Source organism: Nocardia sp. NPDC003269 (assembly GCF_042888005.1).
Lineage (GTDB): Bacteria > Actinomycetota > Actinomycetes > Mycobacteriales > Mycobacteriaceae > Nocardia.
Genome location: NZ_JBIAPA010000002.1, coordinates 1412319 through 1434549, shown reverse-complemented (window position 1 = coordinate 1434549; position 22231 = coordinate 1412319). Strand labels below are relative to the sequence as shown.

The 22231-nt window shown below is 70.6% G+C and carries 22 protein-coding genes; 4 read left to right on the top strand and 18 right to left on the bottom strand.

The features are described 5' to 3' along the window. Positions 1–59: 59 nt before the first annotated feature. From fmt to ACFYWJ_RS17005, 4 genes are all read right to left on the bottom strand, one after another. Entirely contained in the window at positions 60–983 is a 924-nt protein-coding gene (fmt, locus tag ACFYWJ_RS17020) for a methionyl-tRNA formyltransferase (protein ID WP_355281329.1), read from the bottom strand. Next, positions 983–1522 (bottom strand): peptide deformylase, encoded by a 540-nt coding sequence (gene def / locus ACFYWJ_RS17015; protein ID WP_355281331.1) that lies wholly within the window; start codon positions 1520–1522, stop codon positions 983–985. The genes fmt and def overlap by 1 nt, the downstream gene beginning before the upstream one ends. Before the next feature lie 77 nt (positions 1523–1599). Beyond that, a complete protein-coding gene (locus ACFYWJ_RS17010; RefSeq protein ID WP_355281332.1) occupies positions 1600–2616 on the bottom strand; it encodes an alpha/beta fold hydrolase in 1017 nt (338 codons plus the stop codon). A gap of 86 nt (positions 2617–2702) precedes the next feature. Further along, complete coding sequence (locus ACFYWJ_RS17005; protein ID WP_355281333.1) at positions 2703–3380, bottom strand: PadR family transcriptional regulator; 678 nt, start codon at positions 3378–3380, stop codon at positions 2703–2705. Positions 3381–3469: 89 nt separating this feature from the next. Here ACFYWJ_RS17005 and ACFYWJ_RS17000 point away from each other — a divergent pair, with 89 nt between their 5' ends. Both ACFYWJ_RS17000 and ACFYWJ_RS16995 read left to right on the top strand, forming a co-directional pair. Further along, the gene (locus ACFYWJ_RS17000) at positions 3470–5044 is read left to right on the top strand and encodes an HD domain-containing phosphohydrolase (RefSeq protein ID WP_355281335.1); all 1575 of its coding nucleotides are present in this window, start codon (positions 3470–3472) and stop codon (positions 5042–5044) included. A gap of 43 nt (positions 5045–5087) precedes the next feature. After that, complete coding sequence (locus tag ACFYWJ_RS16995; protein ID WP_355281337.1) at positions 5088–5489, top strand: nuclear transport factor 2 family protein; 402 nt, start codon at positions 5088–5090, stop codon at positions 5487–5489. A gap of 2 nt (positions 5490–5491) precedes the next feature. Here ACFYWJ_RS16995 and ACFYWJ_RS16990 read toward each other — a convergent pair whose 3' ends face one another. After that, complete coding sequence (locus ACFYWJ_RS16990) at positions 5492–6082, bottom strand: TetR/AcrR family transcriptional regulator (RefSeq protein ID WP_355281338.1); 591 nt, start codon at positions 6080–6082, stop codon at positions 5492–5494. Between the two features lie 73 nt (positions 6083–6155). On the opposite strand from ACFYWJ_RS16990, the gene ACFYWJ_RS16985 reads away from it, so the two are divergent. Further along, positions 6156–7001: an NAD(P)H-binding protein gene (locus ACFYWJ_RS16985; RefSeq protein WP_355281340.1), complete on the top strand. Its 846-nt coding sequence runs from the start codon at positions 6156–6158 to the stop codon at positions 6999–7001. A 26-nt stretch (positions 7002–7027) separates the two neighbouring features. Here ACFYWJ_RS16985 and ACFYWJ_RS16980 read toward each other — a convergent pair whose 3' ends face one another. The 9 genes from ACFYWJ_RS16980 to ACFYWJ_RS16940 all read right to left on the bottom strand — a co-directional run bounded on the left by ACFYWJ_RS16980 (position 7028) and on the right by ACFYWJ_RS16940 (position 15911). Then, a complete protein-coding gene (locus ACFYWJ_RS16980; protein WP_387162560.1) occupies positions 7028–7678 on the bottom strand; it encodes a maleylpyruvate isomerase family mycothiol-dependent enzyme in 651 nt (216 codons plus the stop codon). 91 nt (positions 7679–7769) lie between these two features. Continuing rightward, on the bottom strand, positions 7770–8585 hold the full coding sequence (locus tag ACFYWJ_RS16975; protein ID WP_355281342.1) for an acyl-CoA thioesterase domain-containing protein: 816 nt from the start codon (positions 8583–8585) through the stop codon (positions 7770–7772). 103 nt (positions 8586–8688) lie between these two features. Then, entirely contained in the window at positions 8689–11037 is a 2349-nt protein-coding gene (locus ACFYWJ_RS16970) for a primosomal protein N' (RefSeq protein WP_355281344.1), read from the bottom strand. Positions 11038–11051: 14 nt separating this feature from the next. Next, positions 11052–12263 (bottom strand): methionine adenosyltransferase, encoded by a 1212-nt coding sequence (gene metK, locus ACFYWJ_RS16965; RefSeq protein WP_355281347.1) that lies wholly within the window; start codon positions 12261–12263, stop codon positions 11052–11054. Between the two features lie 246 nt (positions 12264–12509). Further along, positions 12510–13727, bottom strand: a complete 1218-nt coding sequence (coaBC, locus tag ACFYWJ_RS16960; RefSeq protein WP_218721690.1) for a bifunctional phosphopantothenoylcysteine decarboxylase/phosphopantothenate--cysteine ligase CoaBC — start codon at positions 13725–13727, stop codon at positions 12510–12512. Between the two features lie 28 nt (positions 13728–13755). Continuing rightward, complete coding sequence (gene rpoZ / locus ACFYWJ_RS16955; protein WP_373867119.1) at positions 13756–14076, bottom strand: DNA-directed RNA polymerase subunit omega; 321 nt, start codon at positions 14074–14076, stop codon at positions 13756–13758. Beyond that, entirely contained in the window at positions 14063–14647 is a 585-nt protein-coding gene (gene gmk / locus ACFYWJ_RS16950; RefSeq protein ID WP_280344195.1) for a guanylate kinase, read from the bottom strand. The genes rpoZ and gmk overlap by 14 nt, the downstream gene beginning before the upstream one ends. A gap of 5 nt (positions 14648–14652) precedes the next feature. Then, a complete protein-coding gene (gene mihF / locus ACFYWJ_RS16945; protein WP_043653536.1) occupies positions 14653–14973 on the bottom strand; it encodes an integration host factor, actinobacterial type in 321 nt (106 codons plus the stop codon). Positions 14974–15320: 347 nt separating this feature from the next. Next, the gene (locus ACFYWJ_RS16940) at positions 15321–15911 is read right to left on the bottom strand and encodes a TetR/AcrR family transcriptional regulator (RefSeq protein ID WP_355281352.1); all 591 of its coding nucleotides are present in this window, start codon (positions 15909–15911) and stop codon (positions 15321–15323) included. Positions 15912–15941: 30 nt separating this feature from the next. On the opposite strand from ACFYWJ_RS16940, the gene ACFYWJ_RS16935 reads away from it, so the two are divergent. Then, the gene (locus ACFYWJ_RS16935) at positions 15942–16295 is read left to right on the top strand and encodes a DUF6463 family protein (protein ID WP_355281355.1); all 354 of its coding nucleotides are present in this window, start codon (positions 15942–15944) and stop codon (positions 16293–16295) included. Between the two features lie 128 nt (positions 16296–16423). On the opposite strand, the gene pyrF is transcribed toward ACFYWJ_RS16935, so the two are convergent. The 4 genes from pyrF to ACFYWJ_RS16915 are packed head-to-tail and all read right to left on the bottom strand — an operon-like array spanning position 16424 to position 22230. After that, on the bottom strand, positions 16424–17248 hold the full coding sequence (pyrF, locus tag ACFYWJ_RS16930; protein ID WP_355281358.1) for an orotidine-5'-phosphate decarboxylase: 825 nt from the start codon (positions 17246–17248) through the stop codon (positions 16424–16426). A 1-nt stretch (position 17249) separates the two neighbouring features. After that, positions 17250–20612 carry a carbamoyl-phosphate synthase large subunit gene (gene carB, locus ACFYWJ_RS16925; protein ID WP_355281361.1) on the bottom strand — a complete coding sequence of 1121 codons (3363 nt, stop codon included), beginning with the start codon at positions 20610–20612 and terminating at the stop codon, positions 17250–17252. After that, entirely contained in the window at positions 20612–21727 is a 1116-nt protein-coding gene (gene carA / locus ACFYWJ_RS16920) for a glutamine-hydrolyzing carbamoyl-phosphate synthase small subunit (protein ID WP_355281364.1), read from the bottom strand. The genes carB and carA overlap by 1 nt, the downstream gene beginning before the upstream one ends. After that, the gene (locus tag ACFYWJ_RS16915; RefSeq protein ID WP_355281367.1) at positions 21724–22230 is read right to left on the bottom strand and encodes a transporter; all 507 of its coding nucleotides are present in this window, start codon (positions 22228–22230) and stop codon (positions 21724–21726) included. The genes carA and ACFYWJ_RS16915 overlap by 4 nt, the downstream gene beginning before the upstream one ends. Position 22231 lies beyond the last annotated feature (1 nt).

The window sequence follows — 22231 nt, the reverse complement described above, 5'->3', positions numbered from 1 at the left end:
GTCACGTGGCGTCGTGCCGCGTGCGTCGGCTTCGCGGCGACGCCGGCGATCGGAGGCGCTCATCCGATCACCTGGCCCGGTGCCAGGCGCGCGCCGCGGGCCCAGTCGAGAGCGTTCATCATCTTCTTGCCGGGTGGCTGGACCTGACCGAGCCGGACCGCTGTGGTCGACGTGCCGACGAAGACGCCGGACTTGCGCACCTCGATCTCGTTCTCGGGCAAGGCTTCCTCCACCATCTCGACCGGGCCGAGCTTGAGGCGCAGTCCGTTCATCTCGGTCCACGCGCCGGGCGCCGGGGTGACGGCGCGAATCCGGCGGTGGATGGCCAGTGCGGGCTCGTCGAACCGGATCCGGCCCGCCTCCACGGTCACCTTCGGCGCGTACGACACACCGTCGGCGGATTGCGGAATCGCTTGCAGCGTCCCGTCTTCCACGCCGTCCATGGTCTTCTCCAGCAGGACGGCACCCGCCTCGGCCAGCCGGCCGAGCAGTTCGCCCGCGGTATCGGTGACGTTGATCTTCTCGGTCATCAGGCCGTACACCGGGCCGGTGTCGAGTCCGGCCTCGATGAGGAAGGTCGAGGCGCCGGTCATGTCGTCACCGGCGTCGATCGCCGCCTGCACCGGCGCGGCGCCACGCCAGGCGGGCAGCAGCGAGAAGTGCAGGTTGATCCAGCCGTGCGCGGGAATGTCGAGCACCTGCTGGGGCAGCAGCGCACCGTAGGCGACCACCGGGCAGCAGTCCGGCGCGAGCTCGGTCAGCGCCGCGACGAACTCCGGCTCGGATGGCTTGCGTGGCGTGAGCACCAGGATGCCGTGCTCGTCGGCGAGCTGACCCACCGGCGAGCGCAGCAGCTTGCGGCCGCGACCCGCGACGGCGTCGGGCCGGGTGACCACGGCGACCACCTCGTGCCGTTCGCTCTCGATCAGCCGCCGCAGCGACGGCACGGCGGGTTCGGGGGTGCCGGCGAAGACGACGCGCATCAGCGGCCACCGCCGACACCGCTGGACTCGCGCACGGTCACCCCGTTGCGGAACCAGTCGGATTCGCGGATGGTGCGCATCGCGTCCTTGCGGTCGGCGGGCTCGAGCTTGCTGACGAACAGCACGCCGTCGAGATGGTCGGTCTCGTGCTGCACACAGCGCGCGAGCAGTCCCTCGGCCTCGAATTCCACCGGCGCACCGGCACTGTCGACACCGGAGACCGCGACCCGCAGGGCCCGGCGCACGTCGTAGCGCACGCCGGGAATCGACAGGCAGCCCTCCGGCCCGACCTGCTCGTCGTCACCGATCGCCGACCACACCGGGTTCACCACGTGGCCCGCGGCGTCGCCGGTGTCGTAGACGAACACCCGCAGCCCGACGCCGATCTGCGGCGCCGCCATCCCGACCCCGCCGTCGTCGTGCATGGTCTCGGTGAGATCGGCGATGAGCTGACCGAGTTCGGCACCGAACTCGGTGACCACATCCGCACGGGAACGCAGAATCGGATCGCCGAACAGGCGAACGGGCTGAATGGTCACGCGGCGGCTCCCGGCTGGACGAAGTGCGGTCGTCCTATTCTAGTGACCGCCGCCGGTGCTCCCGTCCGGCGTGGTCGTCAGGAGTTCCCGGCGATGATCACCTGCGGGATGCCGGTGCCGAACGCGACCGGTGCGCACACCGGAGCGGGCGCGTGCGCCGGATCGAGCACCTGGAGCAGCAGTTGCTGCACGAACGGGTCGTAGACCATGTGGAAGTGACCGGTCAGGTCGTCGGCGCACAGATCCTGCAGGACGAGATTCTCCGCGCCCGCGCCGTGCAGCGCGATGTTGTCGAAGGGCTGGATCATCTCGTCCACGCGGCTGCCGACGGTGACGTAGCGGACCCCGGGCACGGTGTCGCCGCCCGCGTTGAGTTCGACCATGAGCGGTTCGCCCTGAGCCTGCTGGACCGCCGCCGTCGAGGTGACCTTGGCGAAGACGTCCATCATGCCGGGCACCGCCTGTCCCACCGGGACCAGGCCGTACATCACGCCGCCGTAGCTGGGCGAGGCGAGGCCGACCCAGGTGCCGACCTTCGCCGCGCCACCGAGCTTGTTGACATAGAAGCGGCTGACCGTGGCGCCCTGGGAGAAGCCGACCAGGTCGACCTTCGTCGCCCCGGTCGCGGCCAGCACGTCGTCGACGAACGCCCCCACCTGCGCGAAGCTGACCCGCATGTCCTCGGTGCCGTAGGTGTCGGCGCCCGGAGCGCCGCCGTAGTTCAGGGCGAACACGCACATGCCCGCGTCGACGAGCTGCGGACCGATACCCGCCCAATCGGAGTACGCGCTCGAGTCGGTACCGTGCACGAGGACCACCGGACGCGGATGCCCGGCGGTCGGCTTACAGCCGAAGTCGTTGAGCCCCTGCGGAACAGCGGACGGGTGGTCGTCGATGTAGCGTGCGGCGGCGAGGTGATCGCTCTGCCGCGGCCCCGGTTCGGTCGGGACGACGGCGGGCCGGTAGCCCGCGGGCTCCGCGGCGGCGAGCGGCGCCGCCCATCCGCCCAGCGCGGCGGCCAGGACCAGGCCTAGCGCGCCCGCGCGTCGTTTTTGTGCAGTTCCCCAAACCCACAACCGATTCCGCTGTTCCATATCCCAAACAAGTACTCCACTCGTTCGGGTTTCGCATCCTCAGAACCGGGTAATCTTTGCCCCTAATTTTTGGGGACACCGCGGCGTCACTTCTCGTCGGTGACGTCGCCCGCGGGCGCGATGTCGTCCTCGGCGAGGATGCGGTACAGCGCCCGCCGGGTCTCGGTGAGCACCTCGGCCGCCTTGGCCGCCTGCTCCGCCGTCCCGACCTGGGCGACCTGACCGACCGCGCCCATGACCTGTCCGACCAGGCCGCGCAGATCCAGCGCCTGGGCGCCGACATCCTGCTTGACCTCGGCCCACGGGTCACCGAGTTCCTCGGTATTGGCCTCGACGTAGGCCTTGCCCTCACCGGTGAGCTGGGCGGTCTTGCGACCGGCCACCTTCTCGATGAGCACCAGTCCCTCGTCCTCGAGCTGGGCCAGGGCCGGGTAGATGGACCCCGGGCTCGGACGCCAGATGTCGTCGCTGCGCTCGCGGATCTGCTGGATCAGCTCGTAGCCGTGCATGGGCCGCTCGGCGAGCAGCAGCAGCACCGCGGCACGCACGTCACCGCGCCTGCCCCGGCCGCCGCGGCCGCGTCCACGACCGAAGCCGGGTCCGAAACCCGGACCGAACCCGGGACCGAAGCCCGGTCCGAAATCGGGACCGTGCCCGTGTCGCCCACCCCGGCGGAACTGCCGCCGATCGGGACCGAATTCCGCGTGGCCGGGTCCACGACCGCGACCGAAGTGTCCGAATTCTCGATTCTCTGCGTTGTGCATGACAGCCTCCTCAGGCTCTCTCGTTGTTCTTGACACTATCGACGATATATCGGCAATGCATCGAATGCAAGGGGTATTCTGAATTCACCATGACGGAGCCGCGCCGGCCGATGCGCCTGGCCGAACTGGTCGCCTCGCTGTCGCTGGCCACCGACCTCGGTCTGGGCCAGCCACAGGAGCACGTCCTGCGCCAGACCGTGCTGGCCACCCGGCTCGCCGCGGCCGCGGGCCTGTCCGACGCCGATCGCGCTGCCGCGTACTACATTTCGCTGCTGGCCTGGGTCGGCTGCGTCGCCGATTCCCCCGAGATGGCGCGCTGGTTCGGCGACGACCTACGGATCAGGGCCGACAGCTACCAGATCGACAAGACCGGGCTGCCGATGCTCACCTTCCTGCTCGGCCACCTCGCCACGACCGGCTCCCCGCTCCACCGGATCTCGGTGACCAGCCGCTTCCTCGCCGGCGGCGTGCGCGACAGCATGGACTCCCTGCTCACCCACTGCCGGACCGCCGCCGACATCGCCGAGCGCCTGGACCTGCCCGCTGCGGTGCGCACCGCGCTGCCGCAGGCCTTCGAACGCTGGGACGGCCACGGCGTGCCCGCCGGCCTGCGCGGCGACGGGATCATCCCGGTGATGCGGGTGGTGCACATCGCCGACGACGCCGAGGTGCACGCCCGGATGGGCGGCGTCGAGGCCGCCGTGCGGATGTTGCGCTCGCGCAGCGGCACCGAGTTCGATCCGGAGCTGGTCGAGCTGTGCGTTCGCGACGACGGCGCGCTGCTCGACGGACTGGACCGGGTCGACGCCTGGCAACACGTCATCGACGGCTGCGCCGCGCTCGACCGCCCCGTTCCCGAGGCCGAACTCACCGAGGTGCTCACGGTGTTCGCCGACTACGCCGACGCGAAAGCCACCTGGTTCCTCGGCCATTCACGCGCCGTGGCCGAGCTGGCCGCGGCGGCGGCCCGCGAATACGGCCTGCCCGCCGAGCAGGCGACGACGCTGCGCCGGGCCGGGCTGGTGTGTCGGCTCGGCACCATCGGCGTCTCCACCGGCATCTGGAACAAACCGGGCCCGCTGACCCCGAGCGAACGCGAACGCGTGCGGATGGTGCCCTACCTCACCGAACGCATCCTGGCCCGCAGCCCGCACCTCGCGCAGCTCGCGGGACCGGCATCGATGGTCTACGAGCGGATGGACGGTTCCGGCTATCCGCGCGGGCTCACCGGCTCGATGCTGCCTCCGTCCGCGCGTCTGCTGGCCGCCGCGCAGATGGCGCGCGCCCTCGCCGAGGACCGCCCGCATCGCCCGGCCACCCACCCCGACGACCGGGCGCGCGTCCTGCGCGCCGAGGTGACCGCGGGCCGGCTCGACGGCGACGCCGTGGCGGCGGTGCTGGCCGCCGCCGACGGTCGCAGGCCGCGCAAGCGCGCCCAGGTCGCCGGGCTCACCGCGCGCGAACTCGATGTCCTCGCGCTGCTGGTGCGCGGCCGGTCCACCCGCGAGATCGCGCAGGTCCTCGGCATCAGCCCGCGCACCGCGGGCAGCCACGTCGAGCACATCTACACCAAGATCGGGGTGCACAGCCGGGGGTCGGCGGCGGTGTTCGCGATGCGCCACGGCCTGCTGCCGGACGAGGATCAGCCCGCGAAGATCGGGTGATCACCCGATGTCCGGCCGCCGCGCGCGGGGCGACACTTCCGGTATGACTACCTCCACCGCTCCCCGGCAGACGACCGACTCCCCGGTCGCCGACGCGTTTCTCGCCGCGCTCATCCGGCGCGACTTCACCGCCATGACCGCCTGCCTCGCCCCCGAGGTGCACCTGCGCGGGCTCATCCCACCCGGCCCGTTCGACGCAGTGGGCGCGGGCCCGACCATGGACCGGTTCCGCGGCTGGTTCGGCGGCCCGGACGACTTCACCGTCGTCGACGCCGGCCACGAACGGCGCGGTGACAAGCTCGCCCTGCACTGGCTGGTCCGGATGCGACCCACGCACGCTCCCGGCGCGGCCCGGATCGCCGAGCAACGCGTCTTCCTGACGACCGAGCGGGACCGGATCACCACGATCGATCTGCTGTGCTCGGGATGGCAGCCCGCCGGGTGAGTTCAGCCCTGCCCGGCCAGCCCGTCGATCCAGCGGGTCAGCCGCGCACCCTCGGTCACCATCAGGTCGGGGTCGCGGAAGGTGTTGGCGAGCAGGGAGATGCCCTGATACGACGCGACGAAGGCGATGGCGAGTTCGGCGGCGTCGGGCCGGCCCAGTTCGGTGAACTGGGCCCGCGCCCAGTCGATGAGCAGGCTCATCAGCCGCGCCGGTTCGCCGCCGAAGGCGTCGGGCCGCTTGTCCAGTTCGGCGGCCAGCGAACCGGTCGGGCAGCCGTAGCGCGCGGCGAGGTCGCGCTGGTCCACCCAGCTCGCGATCATCGCCTTGAGCCGTTCGGCGGGCCCGGGCAGCGGCTCGATCCGGGCGACGATCTCGGCCAGCACGCTCGCGTGGGTATCGATCACGGCGTGGACGAACTGATCCTTGGTCTTGAAGTAGTAGTAGACGTTGCCGACCGGCACGTCCGCCGCGGTGGCGATGTCGGCGATGGTCGTCTTCTCGACACCCTGCTCGTAGAAGACCCGCGCGGCCGCCTCGACGAGCCGCTCCCGCTTGCCGATCTTCGGCCGCACTCCCGCCACTGAGTCAGTCATGCAACTAACTATAGACAACCTCCGTCGAGCATTGCTACGGTGAGTTAGTCAGCCAACTAACTCAGGAGTTTTCATGATCGTCGTCACCGGAGCCACCGGCAATATCGGCCGCCAGCTGGTCGGACTGCTCGCCGAGGCGGGCGAGCGGGTCAGGGCCGTCTCCCGCGGCACCACCCCGGTCGACCTGCCCGCGGGCGTGGAACACGTCGTCGCCGACCTGGGCGACCTCGACAGCCTCTCCCCCGCACTCCAGGGCGCGGACGCCCTGTTCCTGCTGATCACCGGCGAGCAGCTGATGACCGGCCCCGAACCGGCCGACCTGCTGAAGGCCGCAGCCGCCGCCGGTATCCGCCGGGTGGTGTTCGTGTCCTCGCAGGGCGCGGTGACCCGGCCCGACTCCGCGGGATACGCGCGGACCATCGCGTTCGAGCTGGCGCTGGCCGAGTCCGACCTGGCCTGGACCGCGCTGCGCCCTGGCGCGTTCTTCTCCAACACCTACGCCTGGATCGAGCCGGTACGCACCGCGCGGACCGTCGCCGCGCCGTTCGGGGATGTCGGTCTGCCCGCGGTCGACCCGGGGGACATCGCGGCGGTCGCGGCCGTGGCCCTGCGCGAAGACGGGCACGCCGGGCGCGCCTACACCCTCACCGGCCCGGCCGTGGTGACTCCGCGCGACCAGGCGGCCGCGCTCGCCGTGGCCATCGACGATCCGATCGACTTCGTCGAACTCACCGCCGAGCAGGCGAAGGAGAACATGCTGCGGTTCATGCCGGCGGCGGTCGCCGACCACACGCTGACCATCCTCGGCACGCCGACCGTGGCGGAGCAGCAGGTCAGCGGTGATATCGAGCGGGTGCTCGGCCGTCCGGCGACCGCCTACGCGGAGTGGGCGCTGGGGCAGCGGGCGATGTTCCGCTGAGCGGAGTCCGCGGTACCGGGCTCAGCTCATGTCCGGTCGGCCAGACGATCCAGTACCGTCGGCAGACCGGGGCCCGCGAGCGCGTCGGCACCGGCGGCGCGGCCCGCCATCACCATGACCAGCGCGATCGTCGGACCGCTGACCAGCGGACCGGTGCCCGTGGCGAAGGGCCCGTCCGTTGCTTCCAGGCGCAGGCCCGCGATGGTGGTCTTGCTCGGCACGGTGAAATCGCGGCTCGCGTAGAAGTCGGCGACGGCCGTGGCGGCCGCCGTCGACGGGGTGGTGGACAGCCCGAGTGGTCGCCGGATGTCCTGGCCGTGCACGACGACCTCGCCGAGCCAGGCGGCGGTGTGCCCGGACGCCGCCGTCGTGCTGGTGACGACCGCCCGGAACCGGGCGAGGGTTTCGGCGGGGGTGGCTCCGCGATGCTCGGCGAGCCGCCGGGCATTGTGCAGATCGAAGTCGAAGCGGGCCCCGAGCACGCTGGCCAGCCAGCGCAGTCGCCCGATACTCGCCGCCGCGGTGAGGTGGGCGACGACCTGCTCGACCGTCCAGTCCCCGCACAGGGATGGCCGGGCCCACTGGTCGTCGTCCAAGAGCGCGAGGTCATCGGCGAGGGCCGCGCGTTCGGTGTGGGTCATCGCCCACAGTTCGTCGCGAGAGAAGGTTGTCGCCACGGGACCTCCAGGACGCGGTTCGGGGGACGCGCGGGCGCGCGCCGTCGTCAGTGCAGACGACGGCGACCGCGCGAATTCATCGGGCCCGGTGTCAGCCCTCGGCGGTCGCCGGCATCGGTTCACCACGGTGGGCGGGGACCGACCGGCGCCGGTCGTTGGCCACGGCGGTGATCACGCAGGTACCGAGCGGGCCTTCGCGGTCGTACATGGTGGCGGTGCTCACCGCGACCCCGGCGTTCCCGACGTGGTCGAGGGCCTGCATGCCGAGTTCCGGGCCCACCGGCAGCCGGGACAGGGTGAGGGTCATGTCGGCATTGATGTAGCCGACGCCGCGCGAACCCCAGTGGCAGACCAGGTTGGTGAGGTCACCGGTGGCGGCGGCCCGCTGGAACGGGGTGAACGGCTGCCCGGCCACCAGCGGGGGCAGGTTCTGCCAGGTGACCTTGCGCTCGGCGTCACGCGCCGCGCCGAAGTCGGCGATCCAGTCGGCGTCGCCGGACTTGAACAGCGGCAGAGCGCCCTGCGGATCGTCGCGGCGTTCCGTGGGGGCGGGCAGGGTCCGGGGCGGCTGCCAGACCGTTCCCGGCGGATCCTCGGTGGCGGCCAGGAAGGTCACCGTCGCCCTGGCTCGGGTCTGGTCCCGCTGGACGAGCCAGGAATCGACGACCTTGATGCGGTTACCGGCCCGCACCACCGCGCTGTGCAGCGTGATCGGGTCCCGGGTGACCTGCTGGAACAGGTCGACCGAGAGCCGCGCGGGGACGAAACCCGCACCCGGGCTGTGTTTCTCGGCCTCCAGCGCGAGCAGGCCGCACACCGCGACGCCGTGCAGCTGGTTCGGCGACCAGCGGCTGACCGCCAGATCGTTCGCCACGTAGGTCCCGTCGCGCGTCGTGAAGAATTCCACCACGATCCTCTCTGCTCGCCCGAGGCCATGGTAGGGCAGGGTGCGGCGGCGTCTGATCCGACAGGTGTCCGCGGGGTCGCGCCCGGCGATCCGGGCGCGCCGATCAGCCGATGTCGACCGGGTCGACCTGCACCCGCAGCGGGTCGTCGGATCGATGGGAGCTGCGGACCGCCTGCGCGGCGGTCAGGGCGCGGGCCAGGGGCGCCCCCGCGGTTCGGCCGACCCGCAGCAGCATGCGCTCGACCTCGGCGGGCGAGTCGCCGCCGGAGAACGGCTTGCGCGCGGTCGGCGGCAGCGGGACCGGGCCGAGCACCTCGGTGCCGTCGGGCAGCGCCGCCGCGTCGAGGAACTCCGCGATCGAGGCGGACGTCCCGTCGACGGCGGCCAGCCGCACCGCGGGCGGGAACCCCACCTCGGCGCGCGCCTCGAGTTCGGCCGCGGCGTGATGGACCGGATCCCAGCGGACCAGCGCCTGGACGGTGGGCAGGGCTGGTTCGGCCATCACGATGACCTGCCCGCGCGGGCGGACCAGGGCGGCGGCGCCCATCCACCGCCGCAGCGTGTCCTCGCTCGCGCGCAGGTCGGCCCGGCCGAGCAGGGCCCAGCCGTCGAGTAGCAGCGCCACCCCGTAGCCGCCGCGCACCAGCGGTTCGGCACCGACCGTGGCGACGACCACCTGGGCGCCGGGCTCGACGGTGTCGATGACTTCCCCGCCGCCCGAGCCCCGGATCGGCACGCCGGGAAACGCCCGGCCGAGTTCCTCGGCGGTGCGCGCCGCACCGATCACCATCGCCCGCAGCGCCCGCGCGCCGCAGGCCTGACAGCGGAAGGCCGCCTCGGTGATCCCGCACCACTTGCACTGCGGGCTCGCCGCCTGACCGTCGGTGGAGTGCGGCAGGGACAGCGGCCCGTTGCAGTGCCGACAGCGGGCGGGAGTCCGGCATTTCGCACAGGCCAGCGAGGGAACGTAGCCGCGCCGGGGCACCTGGACCAGGACAGCGGCGTTCTCCTTGATCGCCGCGCGGGCGGCCGCGAAGGCGACGCCGGGCATCCGGACCGCCCGTGCCAGCGCATCGCGTTCGAGAGCGAAATCGGTGTCGCCGGGCGCGCTGATCCGCGGCATCACCTCCCGCAGCACCTGACGTTCGGCGAGCAGGTCACGGGCCCAACCGGATTCGACAACTGCTTGGATCTCGGCGGTGCGGGCGAACCCGGCGGCGACGAACGCCGCACCCGTCTCGTGGGCGCGCAGCATGGCGACTTCCCGCGCGTGCGGGTACGGGGCGCGTGGCTCGGCGTAGGTGTCGTCGCCGTCGTCCCAGATCGCGATCAGCCCGAGATCACGCGCGGGCGCGAACACCGCGGCCCGCGTGCCTACCACAATCCGCGCCTGGCCACGCAGCACCGCCAGCCAGCGCCGGTAGCGCGCCGCGGGCCCCAGTCCGGCCGACAGTCCGACCGCCGAATCCCCCACCAGCCGAACGCATTCGGCGAGCAGCCGGTCCAGATCGCGCTGATCCGGCACCATCAGCACCGCACTGCGCCCACTCGCCACCACCGTCGCGGCGAGTTCGGCCAAGCGGGCCGCCCAGTCCTCCCCGGGCAGCGCCTGCCACGCGGCCCGCGCACCCCGGCGCTGCCGCAACGCGCCGACGAACGCCGCGCCGTGCACATAGCGGCTCCACGCCGAGGTATCGACGCTCGGTTCGGGCACCGCGTCGGCAACTCCACCGTCGGGACCGATCGCGGTCCGCCGCCACGCGGACTCGGCCCCCGCACCGGACGCGGAATCGACCACGGCCGTCCGCTGCACCGCCTCGGCCTGCGCACCGGACGCTGCACCCTCCGAACCGGCCACGGCCGTCCGCTGTACCGCCTCGGCCTGCGTGCCGGACGCTGCACCCTCCGAACCGGCCACGGCCGTCCGCTGTACCGCCTCGGCCTGCGTGCCGGACGCTGCACCCCCGGAACCGATCGCCGTCGGCAGCTGTTTCGCCTCGGCCTGCGCTGCCGACGCGGCATCGCCGGACGCGTGTGCGGCGTCCGCGGGTTCTGTTGCGGCAGTGGACTTCTTGGTGCCGCCGGCCTCGGTGCGGGCATGGCGGGGCGGGATGGCCAGGCGCAGGACGTCGGCGCGGGTGCCCGCGTAGCGGGCGGCGACCGCGGTGGCCAGGCGCAGGACCTCCGGGGTGAGGACGCGCTCCGGGGAGACGACGCGTTCGAGCTTCACCATCTTGCCGGTGTGCTCGCTGCGCGGGAGACGTTCAAGCAGGTATCCGTCGACGAGCCGCCCCGCGAAGCGGACCCGCACCCGCACGCCCGGCTGCGCGCTCTCGTCCAGTTCCGGGGGGACCAGATAGTCGAAGTCACGGTCCAGGTGCGCAGGCGACAGCAGCGGGAGCACCCGAGCGATCGGGTGTCCCGCTGCTGTCGTCGTCTCGTCCGCTGCCACGCGGGCGGTGGGTCTTACAGGCCGACGGCCGCGCGCAGCTTGTCGGCGCGGTCCGTGTGCTCCCAGGGCAGATCGACATCGGTACGACCGAAGTGTCCGTAGGCCGCGGTCGGCGCGTAGATCGGGCGCAGCAGGTCCAGGTCGCGGATGATCGCGCCCGGACGCAGGTCGAAGACCTCGGAGATGGCCGCCGAGATGCGGGCCGGGTCGACCTTCTCGGTGCCGAAGGTCTCGACGAACAGGCCGACCGGGGCCGACTTGCCGATCGCGTACGCGACCTGCACCTCGACGCGCTCGGCGAGCTCGGCGGCCACGACGTTCTTGGCGACCCAGCGCATGGCGTAGGCGGCCGAGCGGTCGACCTTCGACGGGTCCTTGCCGGAGAACGCGCCGCCACCGTGGCGGGCCATGCCGCCGTAGGTGTCGACGATGATCTTGCGGCCGGTCAGGCCCGCGTCGCCCATCGGGCCACCGAGCACGAACTTGCCGGTCGGGTTGACCAGCAGGCGGATGTCGGAGGTGTCCAGGGTCGGCAGGTTCAGATCGCCGATGACGGCGTCGACGACCTTCGTCCGGATATCGGGGGCCAGCAGGTTGTCCAGGTCGATATCGGCCGCGTGCTGGGTCGAGATGACCACGGTGTCGAGCCGGACCGGCTTGTCACCGTCGTATTCGATGGTGACCTGGGTCTTGCCGTCGGGACGCAGGTACGGCAGCACGCCGGACTTGCGGACCTCGGTGAGCTTGCGCGAGAGCCGGTGCGCGAGCGCGATCGGCAGCGGCATCAGCTCGGGGGTGTCGGTGGTGGCGTAGCCGAACATCAGGCCCTGGTCACCGGCGCCCTGACGCTCGATCTCGTCGTCGGACCCGCCGACGCGCGCCTCGTGCGAGGTGTCGACGCCCTGCGCGATATCGGGCGACTGGGCACCGATCGCGATGTTCACACCGCAGGAGTTGCCGTCGAAACCCTTTGCGGAGGAGTCGTATCCGATCTCGAGGACCTTTTCCCGGACGATCCGCGGGATGTCGGCGTAGGCGGAGGTGGTGACCTCGCCCGCGACATGGACCTGACCAGTGGTCACCAGAGTCTCCACCGCGACCCGGCTGCGCGGGTCAGCCGCGAGCAGCGCGTCGAGGATGGAATCGCTGATCGCGTCACAGATCTTGTCCGGATGCCCCTCCGTCACGGACTCACTGGTGAATAGCCGACTACCTGTCGTACGCACAGTTATTCCCTCTCCCTCAACGGGTTACTCGTGTCGGCTTGTGACGGTAACTTCTCGGTGCTACCGCACAACCCTTCTTCTCAGACTATTCCAAACCACCGACGAGGTGGCGCAGTGCACACAGACTGTCCCGGACTGTTCACCGAAGCGGCGAAGGCGCCCACGGACGGTGTCCGTACGCAGTACACTGCGCGACGATCATTGCAGCGCAACAGATCTCGCGAAGCTTTCGGCGACCGTACCCGGTCAGCGCAGCAGCGGGACGAGCGCGTCGAGCACCCGGCTGGCCAGCAACGCCTTGGAGCCGTGATCGAGGGCCTGTTCGGTGCCGTCGGCACCGAGCAACCAGCCGTCGTTGGTGTCGACCTCGAACGCCTTGCCCTCCCCGACCGCGTTGACCACGAGCAGATCGCAGCCCTTCCTGGCCAGTTTGGCGCGCGCGTGGGTGAGCACGTCACCGTTGTCGTCTCCGGTCTCGGCGGCGAAGCCGACGATCGCGGTGCCGGCGAGCCTGCCGTCGGTGCGGGCGTCGACCAAGCCGGCGAGGATGTCCTCGTTCTTGGTCAGCGGGATCACGTCGGGCTCGTCAGCGCCCTTCTTGATCTTCGCAGCGGCGACATGGGTCGGACGGAAATCGGCCACCGCGGCCGCCATGATCACCGCGTCCGCGCCGAGCGCGTGCTTGTCGACCGCGGTCTTGAGCTGGTCGGCGGTGGTGATGTGGACCAGGTCCACGGCGGCGGGCGGCGCGAGCTCGATGGTGTTGCCCGCGATCAGCGTCACCTGGGCACCGCGCTGGGCGGCGACCCTGGCCAGGGCGTAGCCCTGCTTGCCCGAGCTGCGGTTGCCGAGGAAACGCACCGGATCGAGCGGTTCCCTGGTGCCACCGGCGGTGATCACCACGCGGCGACCGGTGAGGTCGCGGGGCAGCGCGTCGGGACGTTCGAGCAGCAGCGAGGCCAGGCCGAAGATCTCCTCCGGCTCGGGCAGCCTGCCCGGACCGGTGTCGGTGCCGGTGAGCCGGCCCGACGCGGGTTCCATGACATTGGCGCCGTGCGCTCGCAGCGTCGCGACATTGGCCACCGTCGCCGGATGCTCCCACATCTCGGTGTGCATCGCGGGCGCGAACAGCACCGGACATCGAGCCGTCAGCAGGGTGGCGGTGAGCAGATCGTCGGCGCGGCCCTGAGCGGCGCGCGCCATCAGGTCCGCGGTGGCGGGGGCGATGACGACGAGATCGGCCTCCTGGCCGATCCGGACATGCGGCACCTCGGGCACATCGGCGAACACGCCGGTGTGCACCGGCTGGCCGGACAGTGCCTCGAAGGTCGCCTTACCGACGAACTGCAGGGCCGACTCGGTGGGGATGACCCGCACCTGATGGCCGGTCTCGGTGAACCGGCGAACGAGGGCACACGCCTTGTAGGCGGCGATGCCCCCGCCGACCCCGACGACGATCCGCATGGTCTCTACGCCTCCGGAAAAGAGATTGTCACTCGCCCTCGGTGTGCTCGAGCAGGTCCGAGTGGATTTCACGCATGGCGACCGACAGCGGCTTCTCCTGCAGGCCGGGCTCGACCAGCGGGCCGACGTACTCGAGGATGCCGTCACCGAGCTGGTTGTAGTAATCGTTGATCTGACGCGCGCGCTTGGCGGCGTAGATCACCAGGGCGTACTTGGACGACGTGCGCTCGAGCAGCTCGTCGATCGGCGGGTTGGTGAGGCCGATCGGGGTGTCGTACGCGGGCGCGGCTGCGATGTCCGTACTCACTAGGGGAGGCTCCTGCGGGGTTAGTGGGTCAAGAACTCGAATTTGTGCTAACGAATAACGATACCAACTGCTCGCAGGCGGTCGTCACCTCGCTGTTCACGATGACCGTGTCGAACTCGTCACAGGCCGCCAATTCGACCCGGGCGGTCTCGAGTCTGCGCTCGATCACCTCGGGCGTCTCGGTGCCGCGGGACCGCAGGCGCGAGACCAGTTCTTCCCAGCTCGGCGGCGCGAGAAACACCAGCAGCGCTTCCGGCATCGCCTGCCGGACCGAGCGCGCACCGGCCAGATCGACCTCGAGCAGAACGTGATGTCCGGCCGCCAGTGCTTCCCGCACCGGGGCCGCGGGGGTGCCCGATCGCTGCAACCCCCCGTGGATGTCCGCCCATTCGAGCAGTTCGTCCGCCGCGATCATGGCGTCGAACTCGGCTCGGGAAACGAAACGGTAGTCCCGGCCGTCGACCTCCCCGGGCCGGGGGGCCCGGGTCGTCGCCGACACGCTGAATACCAGTTCGGGCAGGCGTTCCCGCACGCACCGCACGACCGTGGACTTACCCACGGCCGAGGGGCCGACCAGTACAACCAGCCGACCCTTCCGCGTGTGTTCGACCACCTGAATCAGGCGTCGAAGTCGAAGCGAGCCAGCAGCGCCTTGCGCTGACGGTCGCCCAGGCCACGGAGCCGCCGGGTGGGGGCGATCTCCAGCTCGGTCATGATCTCGGCAGCCTTGACCTTGCCCACCTTCGGCAGAGCCTCGAGCAGCGCAGAGACCTTCATCTTGCCGAGAATCTCATCGGATTCGGCGTCGGTGAGGACCTGCTTCAGGTTGGTACCGCCACGCTTCAGGCGCTCCTTGAGCTCCGCCCGAGCACGGCGAGCGGCAGCCGCCTTCTCCAAAGCAGCGGCGCGCTGCTCGTCAGTCAGCTGGGGAAGGGCCACGGTTCCTCCGTCTCATCGTTCATTGCTAGATCTACCGCCGGTTACCCGGACGGTCTGTGCGACCGTACCCACGACGCCCGCCGATTGCGAACCCGACCCCCAGGTCAGGGCCGGATTACGGATGCCGTATGGGGCGCGCGGGCCCGATGCGGTGACCGGCGATTCTTCCGCCCCGATCGTACCGCCGAATTCAGAAAATGCACCCCCACCTGCGGTTATGCCGATTTGGGCGGTGTTAGCCATTCGGTTGCGCCCGCAGCGATCACGGGCCCCGCAAACCCGGTGGCGCGCGACCAGCGGGTTTCCGGAAAATCCCCGCGTGTCGCTGGATTTCACACCGCGTGTCGTCAAGATCGGGAACGAAATCGATCCAGAACGGCCCCCGTCGCGGTCGCGGTGACCTCGTCGACCCACCCCGGAATCGGCGCCGCCCGCGCGATGTAGTCGCGCACCAGACCGTACGGAATCGCCTTCACCGCGGCCTCCGCGACGGCGGTGGTCTCGGGGTCGGCGGCACCGAATTCGGTGACCACCGCGGCCAGCAGGGCGGCGTTCATGGCGTCGTTGACCGTGGCGATCTCGCGCTGGAGTTCTTCGGGACCGACTGCGAGCAGTTCGTCGCGATGGAACATCTTCATCGCCCTGGCCTCAGTCGGATGATCGCGGCAGTAGCGCACCAGGTAGGTCGCCGCGGCCAGCAGCGGCGACGGCCCGGCCAGCGCGTCGAGCAGCCCCTCATGGAAGCGTCGGATCGAGCGCAGCCAGAGCCGGGCGAGCAGTTCGTCACGTGAGGCGAATCGCACATAGATCGACCCCGTGTGCACGCCTGCGGCCCGACCGATCGCGGTGATCGCGGGCCGGGTGATCGCCGGATCGGCCAGCAGATCGCGGGCCGCGTCGAGCACCTGGTCGTCGGTGAAGAGCCGGGGTCTTGCCACCGCGTCAGCCTAGTGGCACAGTTTATGAATATGAATTCAAGAACTAGATTCCCCCTGGCCGGGGCGGCCTTGGTGTTCATCGCGACCGTGCACACGATCATGGGCGTCGCGCTGCTCGCGGCCGGCGATCAGGACGCCGAGCTGTCGTTCTGGTTCACCCTGTTCGGGGTGCTCGGCATCGGGCTCGGACTGGCCATGATCGAGCTGGAGCGCACTCGTGGTTTCGTCCCGGGGCCGGTGCTGCTCACGCTCGCCGTGACGACCGTTTCCGGGGTGGTGTACATGCCGCTGTCGGGCTTCCTCACCCTGCTGGTTCCGCTCGGTGTCGGCGCGCTGGGGTGGTGGCGCTCGCGCGCGGCTGTGTCCGAGCCCGCGGGGGCGTGACCGGGGCACGGCGGACGCGGGCAACCCGCCGCGTTCTCACTGCGGCCACCACCGATCCCGCACCGATTCCGCGCACGACAACGGAGCCGGAGTGATCGATCACCACTCCGGCTCCGGCACTTCGCGTTTCATGCCTGCAGGAAGGCGAACTCCTCCTGCAACCGGGCCGTCTTGTCGCACAGCGCCGTGACCGACGGGCCGGCGCTCAGTACCTCGCGCGACACGTTGGGTACCACCGCGGCCAGGTTCGCCGCGGGGACCAGGGCGCGGATGGAGTCCGCTCCTCCGCCCTGCGCGCCGACGCCGGGCATCAGGATGGGTCCGTTGAGGGCCGAGAGGTCCGGCGCCTCGGTGAGCGTCGCGCCGACGACCACGCCGACCGAGCCGAAACCGTGGCCCGCGTTGCGCGCCGCCGCCTCGTCGACCATGGTCTGGGCGATCGTGCGGCCGTCCGCGGCGGTGATCCGCTGCAGTTGCGCCCCTTCGGGATTCGACGTCGCCGCGAGGACGAACACGCCGCGGTGATTGTCGTGCGCCAGGCTCAGCGCCGGGTCGAGGGACCCGAAACCGAGGTACGGCGAGACCGTCACGGCGTCGGAGCCCAGCGGGCCGTCACCGAGCCAGGCGTGCGCGTAGGCGTCCATGGTGGAGCCGATGTCGCCGCGCTTGGCGTCGGCCAGCACCAGGGTGCCCGAGGCCCGCAGCACCTCGATGGTGCGCTCGAGCACCGCGAGACCGCCCGAACCGTAGGTCTCGAAGAACGCGACCTGCGGCTTCACCAGGGCGACGCGACCGTCGAAGGCCTCGACGCAGATCTCGGCGAAGGCCTCGAGCCCGTCGACGTCCTCGGTGAGCCCCCACGCCCGGAGCAGCCCGGGGTGGGGGTCGATGCCGACGCACAGCGGGCCGAATTCCCGCATGGCGTGCTGCAACCGGTGACCGAAGCTGTGCATGTCAGCCCCGCAGCACCGAGTGCAGCTGCTGCAGCGAGCGCACGCCGATGCCGCCGTTGATGCTCGCCTCGATGCCCTGTACCGCCGCCGCCGCGCCCTGCACGGTGGTGATGCACGGGATGTTCGCGCCCACCGCGGCGGTGCGGATCTCGTAGCCGTCCACGCGGGGGCCCGAGTTGCCGTACGGGGTGTTGAACACGATGTCGATCTCGCCGTCGCGGATCTGCTCGACGATCGAGGCCTCCGGCATGCCGGTCGCCGGGTCGGTGGCTTCCGGGTCGGAGTGCTTGCGCACCTGCTCGCACGGAATGCCGTTGCGGCGCAGGGTTTCCGCGGTGCCCTCGGTGGCGAGGATGCGGAAGCCCAGGTCGTGCAGGCGCTTGATCGGGAACACCATGGCGCGCTTGTCGCGGTTGGCGACGGAGACGAACACGGTGCCCTCGGTCGGCAGCGAGCCGTAGGCGGCGGCCTGGCTCTTGGCGAAAGCGGTGCCGAAGTCGGCGTCGATGCCCATGACCTCGCCGGTGGACTTCATCTCCGGGGAGAGCAGCGAGTCCACGCCGGAGCCGTCGGCGCGACGGAACCGGTGGAAGGGCAGCACGGCTTCCTTCACCGCGACCGGCGCGTCCAGCGGCACGTGGCCGCCGTCGCCCTCGGGCGGCAGCATGCCTTCCTTGCGCAGGTCGGCGATGGAGGCGCCGAGCATCACGCGTGCGCAGGCCTTGGCCAGCGGCACCGCGGTCGCCTTGGAGACGAACGGCACCGTGCGGCTCGCGCGCGGGTTGGCCTCGAGCACGTAGAGGATGTCGTCCTTGAGCGCGTACTGCACGTTGAGCAGGCCCTTGACGCCGATGCCCTTGGCCAGCGCGATGGTGGAGCGGCGCACGGCCTCGATGTCGCTGCGGCCCAGGGTGATCGGGGGCAGCGCGCAGGCGGAGTCACCGGAGTGGATACCGGCTTCCTCGATGTGCTCCATGACGCCGCCGAGGTAGACCTCCTCGCCGTCGCACAGGGCGTCGACGTCGATCTCGATGGCGTCTTCCAGGAAGCGGTCGACCAGCACCGGGTGCTCGGGGTTGAGCTCGGTGGCGCGGGAGATGTAGCCCTCGAGCGAGGTCTCGTCGTAGACGATCTCCATGCCGCGACCGCCGAGCACGTAGGACGGGCGCACCAGCACCGGGTAGCCGATCTCGGCGGCGATCTTCTTCGCCTGCTCGACCGTGGTCGCGGTGCCGTACTTGGGCGCGGGCAGGCCGGCGGCGACGAGCACGTCACCGAACTCGCCGCGGTCTTCGGCCAGGTCGATCGCGGCCGCGGAGGTACCGACGACCGGCACGCCGGCATCGGTGAGCCGCTGCGCCAGGCTCAGCGGGGTCTGGCCGCCGAGCTGCACGATCACACCGGCGACGGTGCCCGACTCGGTTTCCGCGTGGTACACCTCGAGGACGTCCTCGAAGGTGAGCGGCTCGAAGTAGAGACGATCGGCGGTGTCGTAGTCGGTGGAGACGGTCTCGGGGTTGCAGTTGACCATGACGGTCTCGTAGCCCGCGGCCGAGAGGGTCTGGGCCGCATGGACACACGAGTAGTCGAACTCGATGCCCTGACCGATGCGGTTGGGGCCCGAGCCGAGGATGATCACCTTGTCGCGCTCACGCTGCGGCGCGACCTCGGACTCCGCGCCGGGATCCAGCTCGTAGGAGCTGTAGTGGTACGGCGTCTTGGCCTCGAACTCGGCGGCACAGGTGTCGACGGTCTTGTAGACCGGGCGCACGCCGAGGCGGTGGCGCAGCGAGCGCACCCCGGCCTCGCCCGCGAGCTCGGGCCGCAGGGCGGCGAGCTGACGGTCGGACAGGCCGTAGTGCTTGGCGCGGCGCAGCAGGTCCTCGTCGAGCACCGGCGCGTCGAGGACTTCCTGGCGCAGCGTGACCAGTCCGGCGACCTCGGCGACGAACCACGGGTCGACACCGGAAGCCAGCGCGACCTCCTCGATGCTCGCGCCGTAGCGCAGGGCCCGCTCGACCTGGTAGATGCGGCCCTCGGTGGGCACGCGCAGGTCGGCGAGGATGGCCTCGATCGCCTCGCGCACCGACGCGGGATCGCTCGGGTCCTTCGGCGCCCACTGCCCGTCGTCGAGGGTCCAGAAGCTGGCGGCCTTGGTCTCGAGCGAGCGCAGCACCTTGCCGAGCGCCTCGGAGAAGTTGCGGCCCATCGACATCGCCTCGCCCACCGACTTCATGGTGGTGGTCAGCGTGGCGTCGGCGCCGGGGAACTTCTCGAACGCGAACCGCGGCGCCTTGACGACGACGTAGTCCAGGGTCGGCTCGAAGCAGGCCGGGGTCTCGCCGGTGATGTCGTTGACGATCTCGTCGAGGGTGTAGCCGATGGCCAGCTTGGCGGCGATCTTGGCGATCGGGAAGCCGGTGGCCTTCGAGGCCAGCGCCGAGGAGCGCGAGACGCGCGGGTTCATCTCGATGACGATCAGGCGACCGTCCTTCGGGTCGACCGCGAACTGGATGTTGCAGCCGCCGGTGTCGACGCCGACCTCGCGCAGGATGGCGATGCCGAGATCGCGCATCTTCTGGTACTCGCGGTCGGTGAGCGTCATGGCCGGGGCGACGGTGACCGAGTCACCGGTGTGCACGCCCATCGGGTCGACGTTCTCGATCGAGCAGACGATGACCACGTTGTCGCGGCCGTCGCGCATGAGCTCGAGCTCGAATTCCTTCCAGCCGAGGATGGACTCCTCGATCAGGACGTTCGCGGTCGGCGAGGCGGCGAGGCCGCCACCGGCGATGCGGTCGAGGTCCTCGTCGTTGTAGGCCATGCCGGAACCCAGGCCGCCCATGGTGAACGACGGGCGCACCACGACCGGGAAGCCGAGCTCGCCGACGGTCTCGCGGACCTCGTCCATGGTGTAACAGACCCGGCTGCGGGCACTTTCGCCGCCGACCTTGGCGACGATGTCCTTGAACTTCTGCCGGTCCTCACCACGCTGGATAGCCTCGAAGTCGGCGCCGATCAGCTCGACGTTGTACTTCTCCAGCACCCCGCGCTCGTGCAGCGCGACCGCGGTGTTGAGCGCGGTCTGCCCACCGAGGGTGGCCAGGATGGCGTCGGGACGCTCCTTGTCGATGACCTTCTCGACGAACTCCGGGGTGATCGGCTCCACGTAGGTGGAGTCGGCGAACTCGGGGTCGGTCATGATGGTCGCCGGGTTGGAGTTCACCAGCGATACGCGCAGTCCCTCGGACCGCAGCACCCGGCACGCCTGGGTACCCGAGTAGTCGAATTCGCACGCCTGGCCGATCACGATCGGGCCAGAGCCGATCACCAGGATGTGCTTCAGATCCTCGCGGCGAGGCATCAGGCTCCTTCCATGAGACCGGCGAAACGGTCGAACAGGTATGCGGCGTCGTGCGGGCCTGCGGCGGCCTCGGGGTGGTACTGCACCGAGAAGGCGCGACCGTCGATCAGTCGCACACCCTCGACGGTGCCGTCGTTGGCGCAGATGTGGGAGACCTCGGCCTTGCCGAAGGGGGTGTCGAACACCTCGCCCTTCTCGCCCTCGAGGGCGAAGCCGTGGTTCTGCGCGGTGATGGAGATGCGGCCGGTGCCCTCTTCGACGACCGGGATGTTGATGCCGCGGTGGCCGAACTTCATCTTGTAGGTGCTCCGCCCCAGCGCCCGGCCCAGGATCTGGTTGCCGAAGCAGATGCCGAACAGCGGGATCCCGCGCTCGAGCACACCCTGGGTCAGCGCGATCGCGCCGGTCTGGGTGGCCGGGTCGCCGGGGCCGTTCGAGAGGAACACGCCGTTGGGGTTCAGCGCCAGGATGTCGTCGAGGGAGGTGTTCGACGGCACCACGTGGGTGCGCACGCCGCGCTCGGCGAACATCCGCGGGGTGTTGGTCTTGATGCCCAGGTCGACCGCGACGACGGTGAAGCGGTGCTCGCCGACCGGCTCGATCGTGTACATGCCGTCGGTGCTGACCTCTTCGGCGAGGTCGGCGCCCAGCATGGAGGGCTGGCTGTTGACGCGGGCCAGCAGCTCGTCGTCACCGGCCAGGGCGGCGCCGGAGAAGATGCCCGCCTTCATCGAGCCGCGGGTGCGCAGGTGACGCACCACCGCGCGGGTGTCGATGCCGGCGATGCCGACCACGTTCTGCTTGTCGAGCTGGTCCTGCAGGGTGCCGGTGGCACGCCAGTTGGAGGAGATCGGCGAGGGGTCGCGCACGGCGTAGCCGGCGACCCAGATCTTGCCGGACTCGTCGTCCTCGTCGTTCCAGCCGGTGTTGCCGATCTGCGGGGCGGTGGCCACCACGATCTGGCGGTCGTAGCTGGGGTCGGTCAGGGTCTCCTGGTAGCCGGTCATCGCGGTGCAGAACACCGCCTCGCCCAGGGTCTGGCCCTCGGCGCCGAAGGCGGTACCGCGGAACACGCGGCCGTCCTCCAGCACGAGGGCTGCCTTCACTTTGCTCATTCGTCGTCTCCCGTCGTCGCCCTGGTCGCATCCGCGGTCCATGCCGGGTACACCGTCTTGTCGTCGCCCCGGAATCCGGTATCGATCTCGGTTCCGGTCGGCAGTGTCCAGCGAATTACCAGCACACCATTCTCTGTCATCACTTTGCCCGCGTGGCCGCGTTCGGTCCGCACGGCGACCACGGATTCCTGCGGAATCCAGATCACCGTCGCCCCGTCGCGTTCGAGCAGGATTCCGCGTTCGAACCGCGTCAGTTCCGCGGTCGCCCGGAATCCCAGGTCACCGACCGCGATCCGGTCCTGCCAGCTGGGCGCGAGGGTGCTGCCCAGGTAGAGGCCGGTGGTCGGTTCCAGTAGTTGCGCGCCCAGCTCGGCGGGCACGGTCGGCAGCTCGCCGATCCGGTCCCGCTGCCGGGTGGCCTTCTTCTGCCAGGCTCGGTACATCAGCCACAGGCACAGGAGGAACAGGGCCAGACACCCCAGTACCCACAGAGTTCTTTCCACG

What these genes read in the sequence shown, in the direction of transcription:
- fmt (WP_355281329.1), bottom strand. Translation starts at nt 983, where the DNA reads ATGCGCGTCGTCTTCGCCGGCACCCCCGAACCCGCCGTGCCGTCGCTG.
- ACFYWJ_RS17010 (WP_355281332.1), bottom strand. Translation starts at nt 2,616, where the DNA reads ATGGAACAGCGGAATCGGTTGTGGGTTTGGGGAACTGCACAAAAACGA.
- ACFYWJ_RS17005 (WP_355281333.1), bottom strand. Translation starts at nt 3,380, where the DNA reads ATGCACAACGCAGAGAATCGAGAATTCGGACACTTCGGTCGCGGTCGT.
- ACFYWJ_RS17000 (WP_355281335.1), top strand. Translation starts at nt 3,470, where the DNA reads ATGACGGAGCCGCGCCGGCCGATGCGCCTGGCCGAACTGGTCGCCTCG.
- ACFYWJ_RS16995 (WP_355281337.1), top strand. Translation starts at nt 5,088, where the DNA reads ATGACTACCTCCACCGCTCCCCGGCAGACGACCGACTCCCCGGTCGCC.
- ACFYWJ_RS16990 (WP_355281338.1), bottom strand. Translation starts at nt 6,082, where the DNA reads ATGACTGACTCAGTGGCGGGAGTGCGGCCGAAGATCGGCAAGCGGGAG.
- ACFYWJ_RS16985 (WP_355281340.1), top strand. Translation starts at nt 6,156, where the DNA reads ATGATCGTCGTCACCGGAGCCACCGGCAATATCGGCCGCCAGCTGGTC.
- coaBC (WP_218721690.1), bottom strand. Translation starts at nt 13,727, where the DNA reads ATGCGGATCGTCGTCGGGGTCGGCGGGGGCATCGCCGCCTACAAGGCG.
- ACFYWJ_RS16935 (WP_355281355.1), top strand. Translation starts at nt 15,942, where the DNA reads ATGAATTCAAGAACTAGATTCCCCCTGGCCGGGGCGGCCTTGGTGTTC.
- pyrF (WP_355281358.1), bottom strand. Translation starts at nt 17,248, where the DNA reads ATGCACAGCTTCGGTCACCGGTTGCAGCACGCCATGCGGGAATTCGGC.
- carB (WP_355281361.1), bottom strand. Translation starts at nt 20,612, where the DNA reads ATGCCTCGCCGCGAGGATCTGAAGCACATCCTGGTGATCGGCTCTGGC.
- carA (WP_355281364.1), bottom strand. Translation starts at nt 21,727, where the DNA reads ATGAGCAAAGTGAAGGCAGCCCTCGTGCTGGAGGACGGCCGCGTGTTC.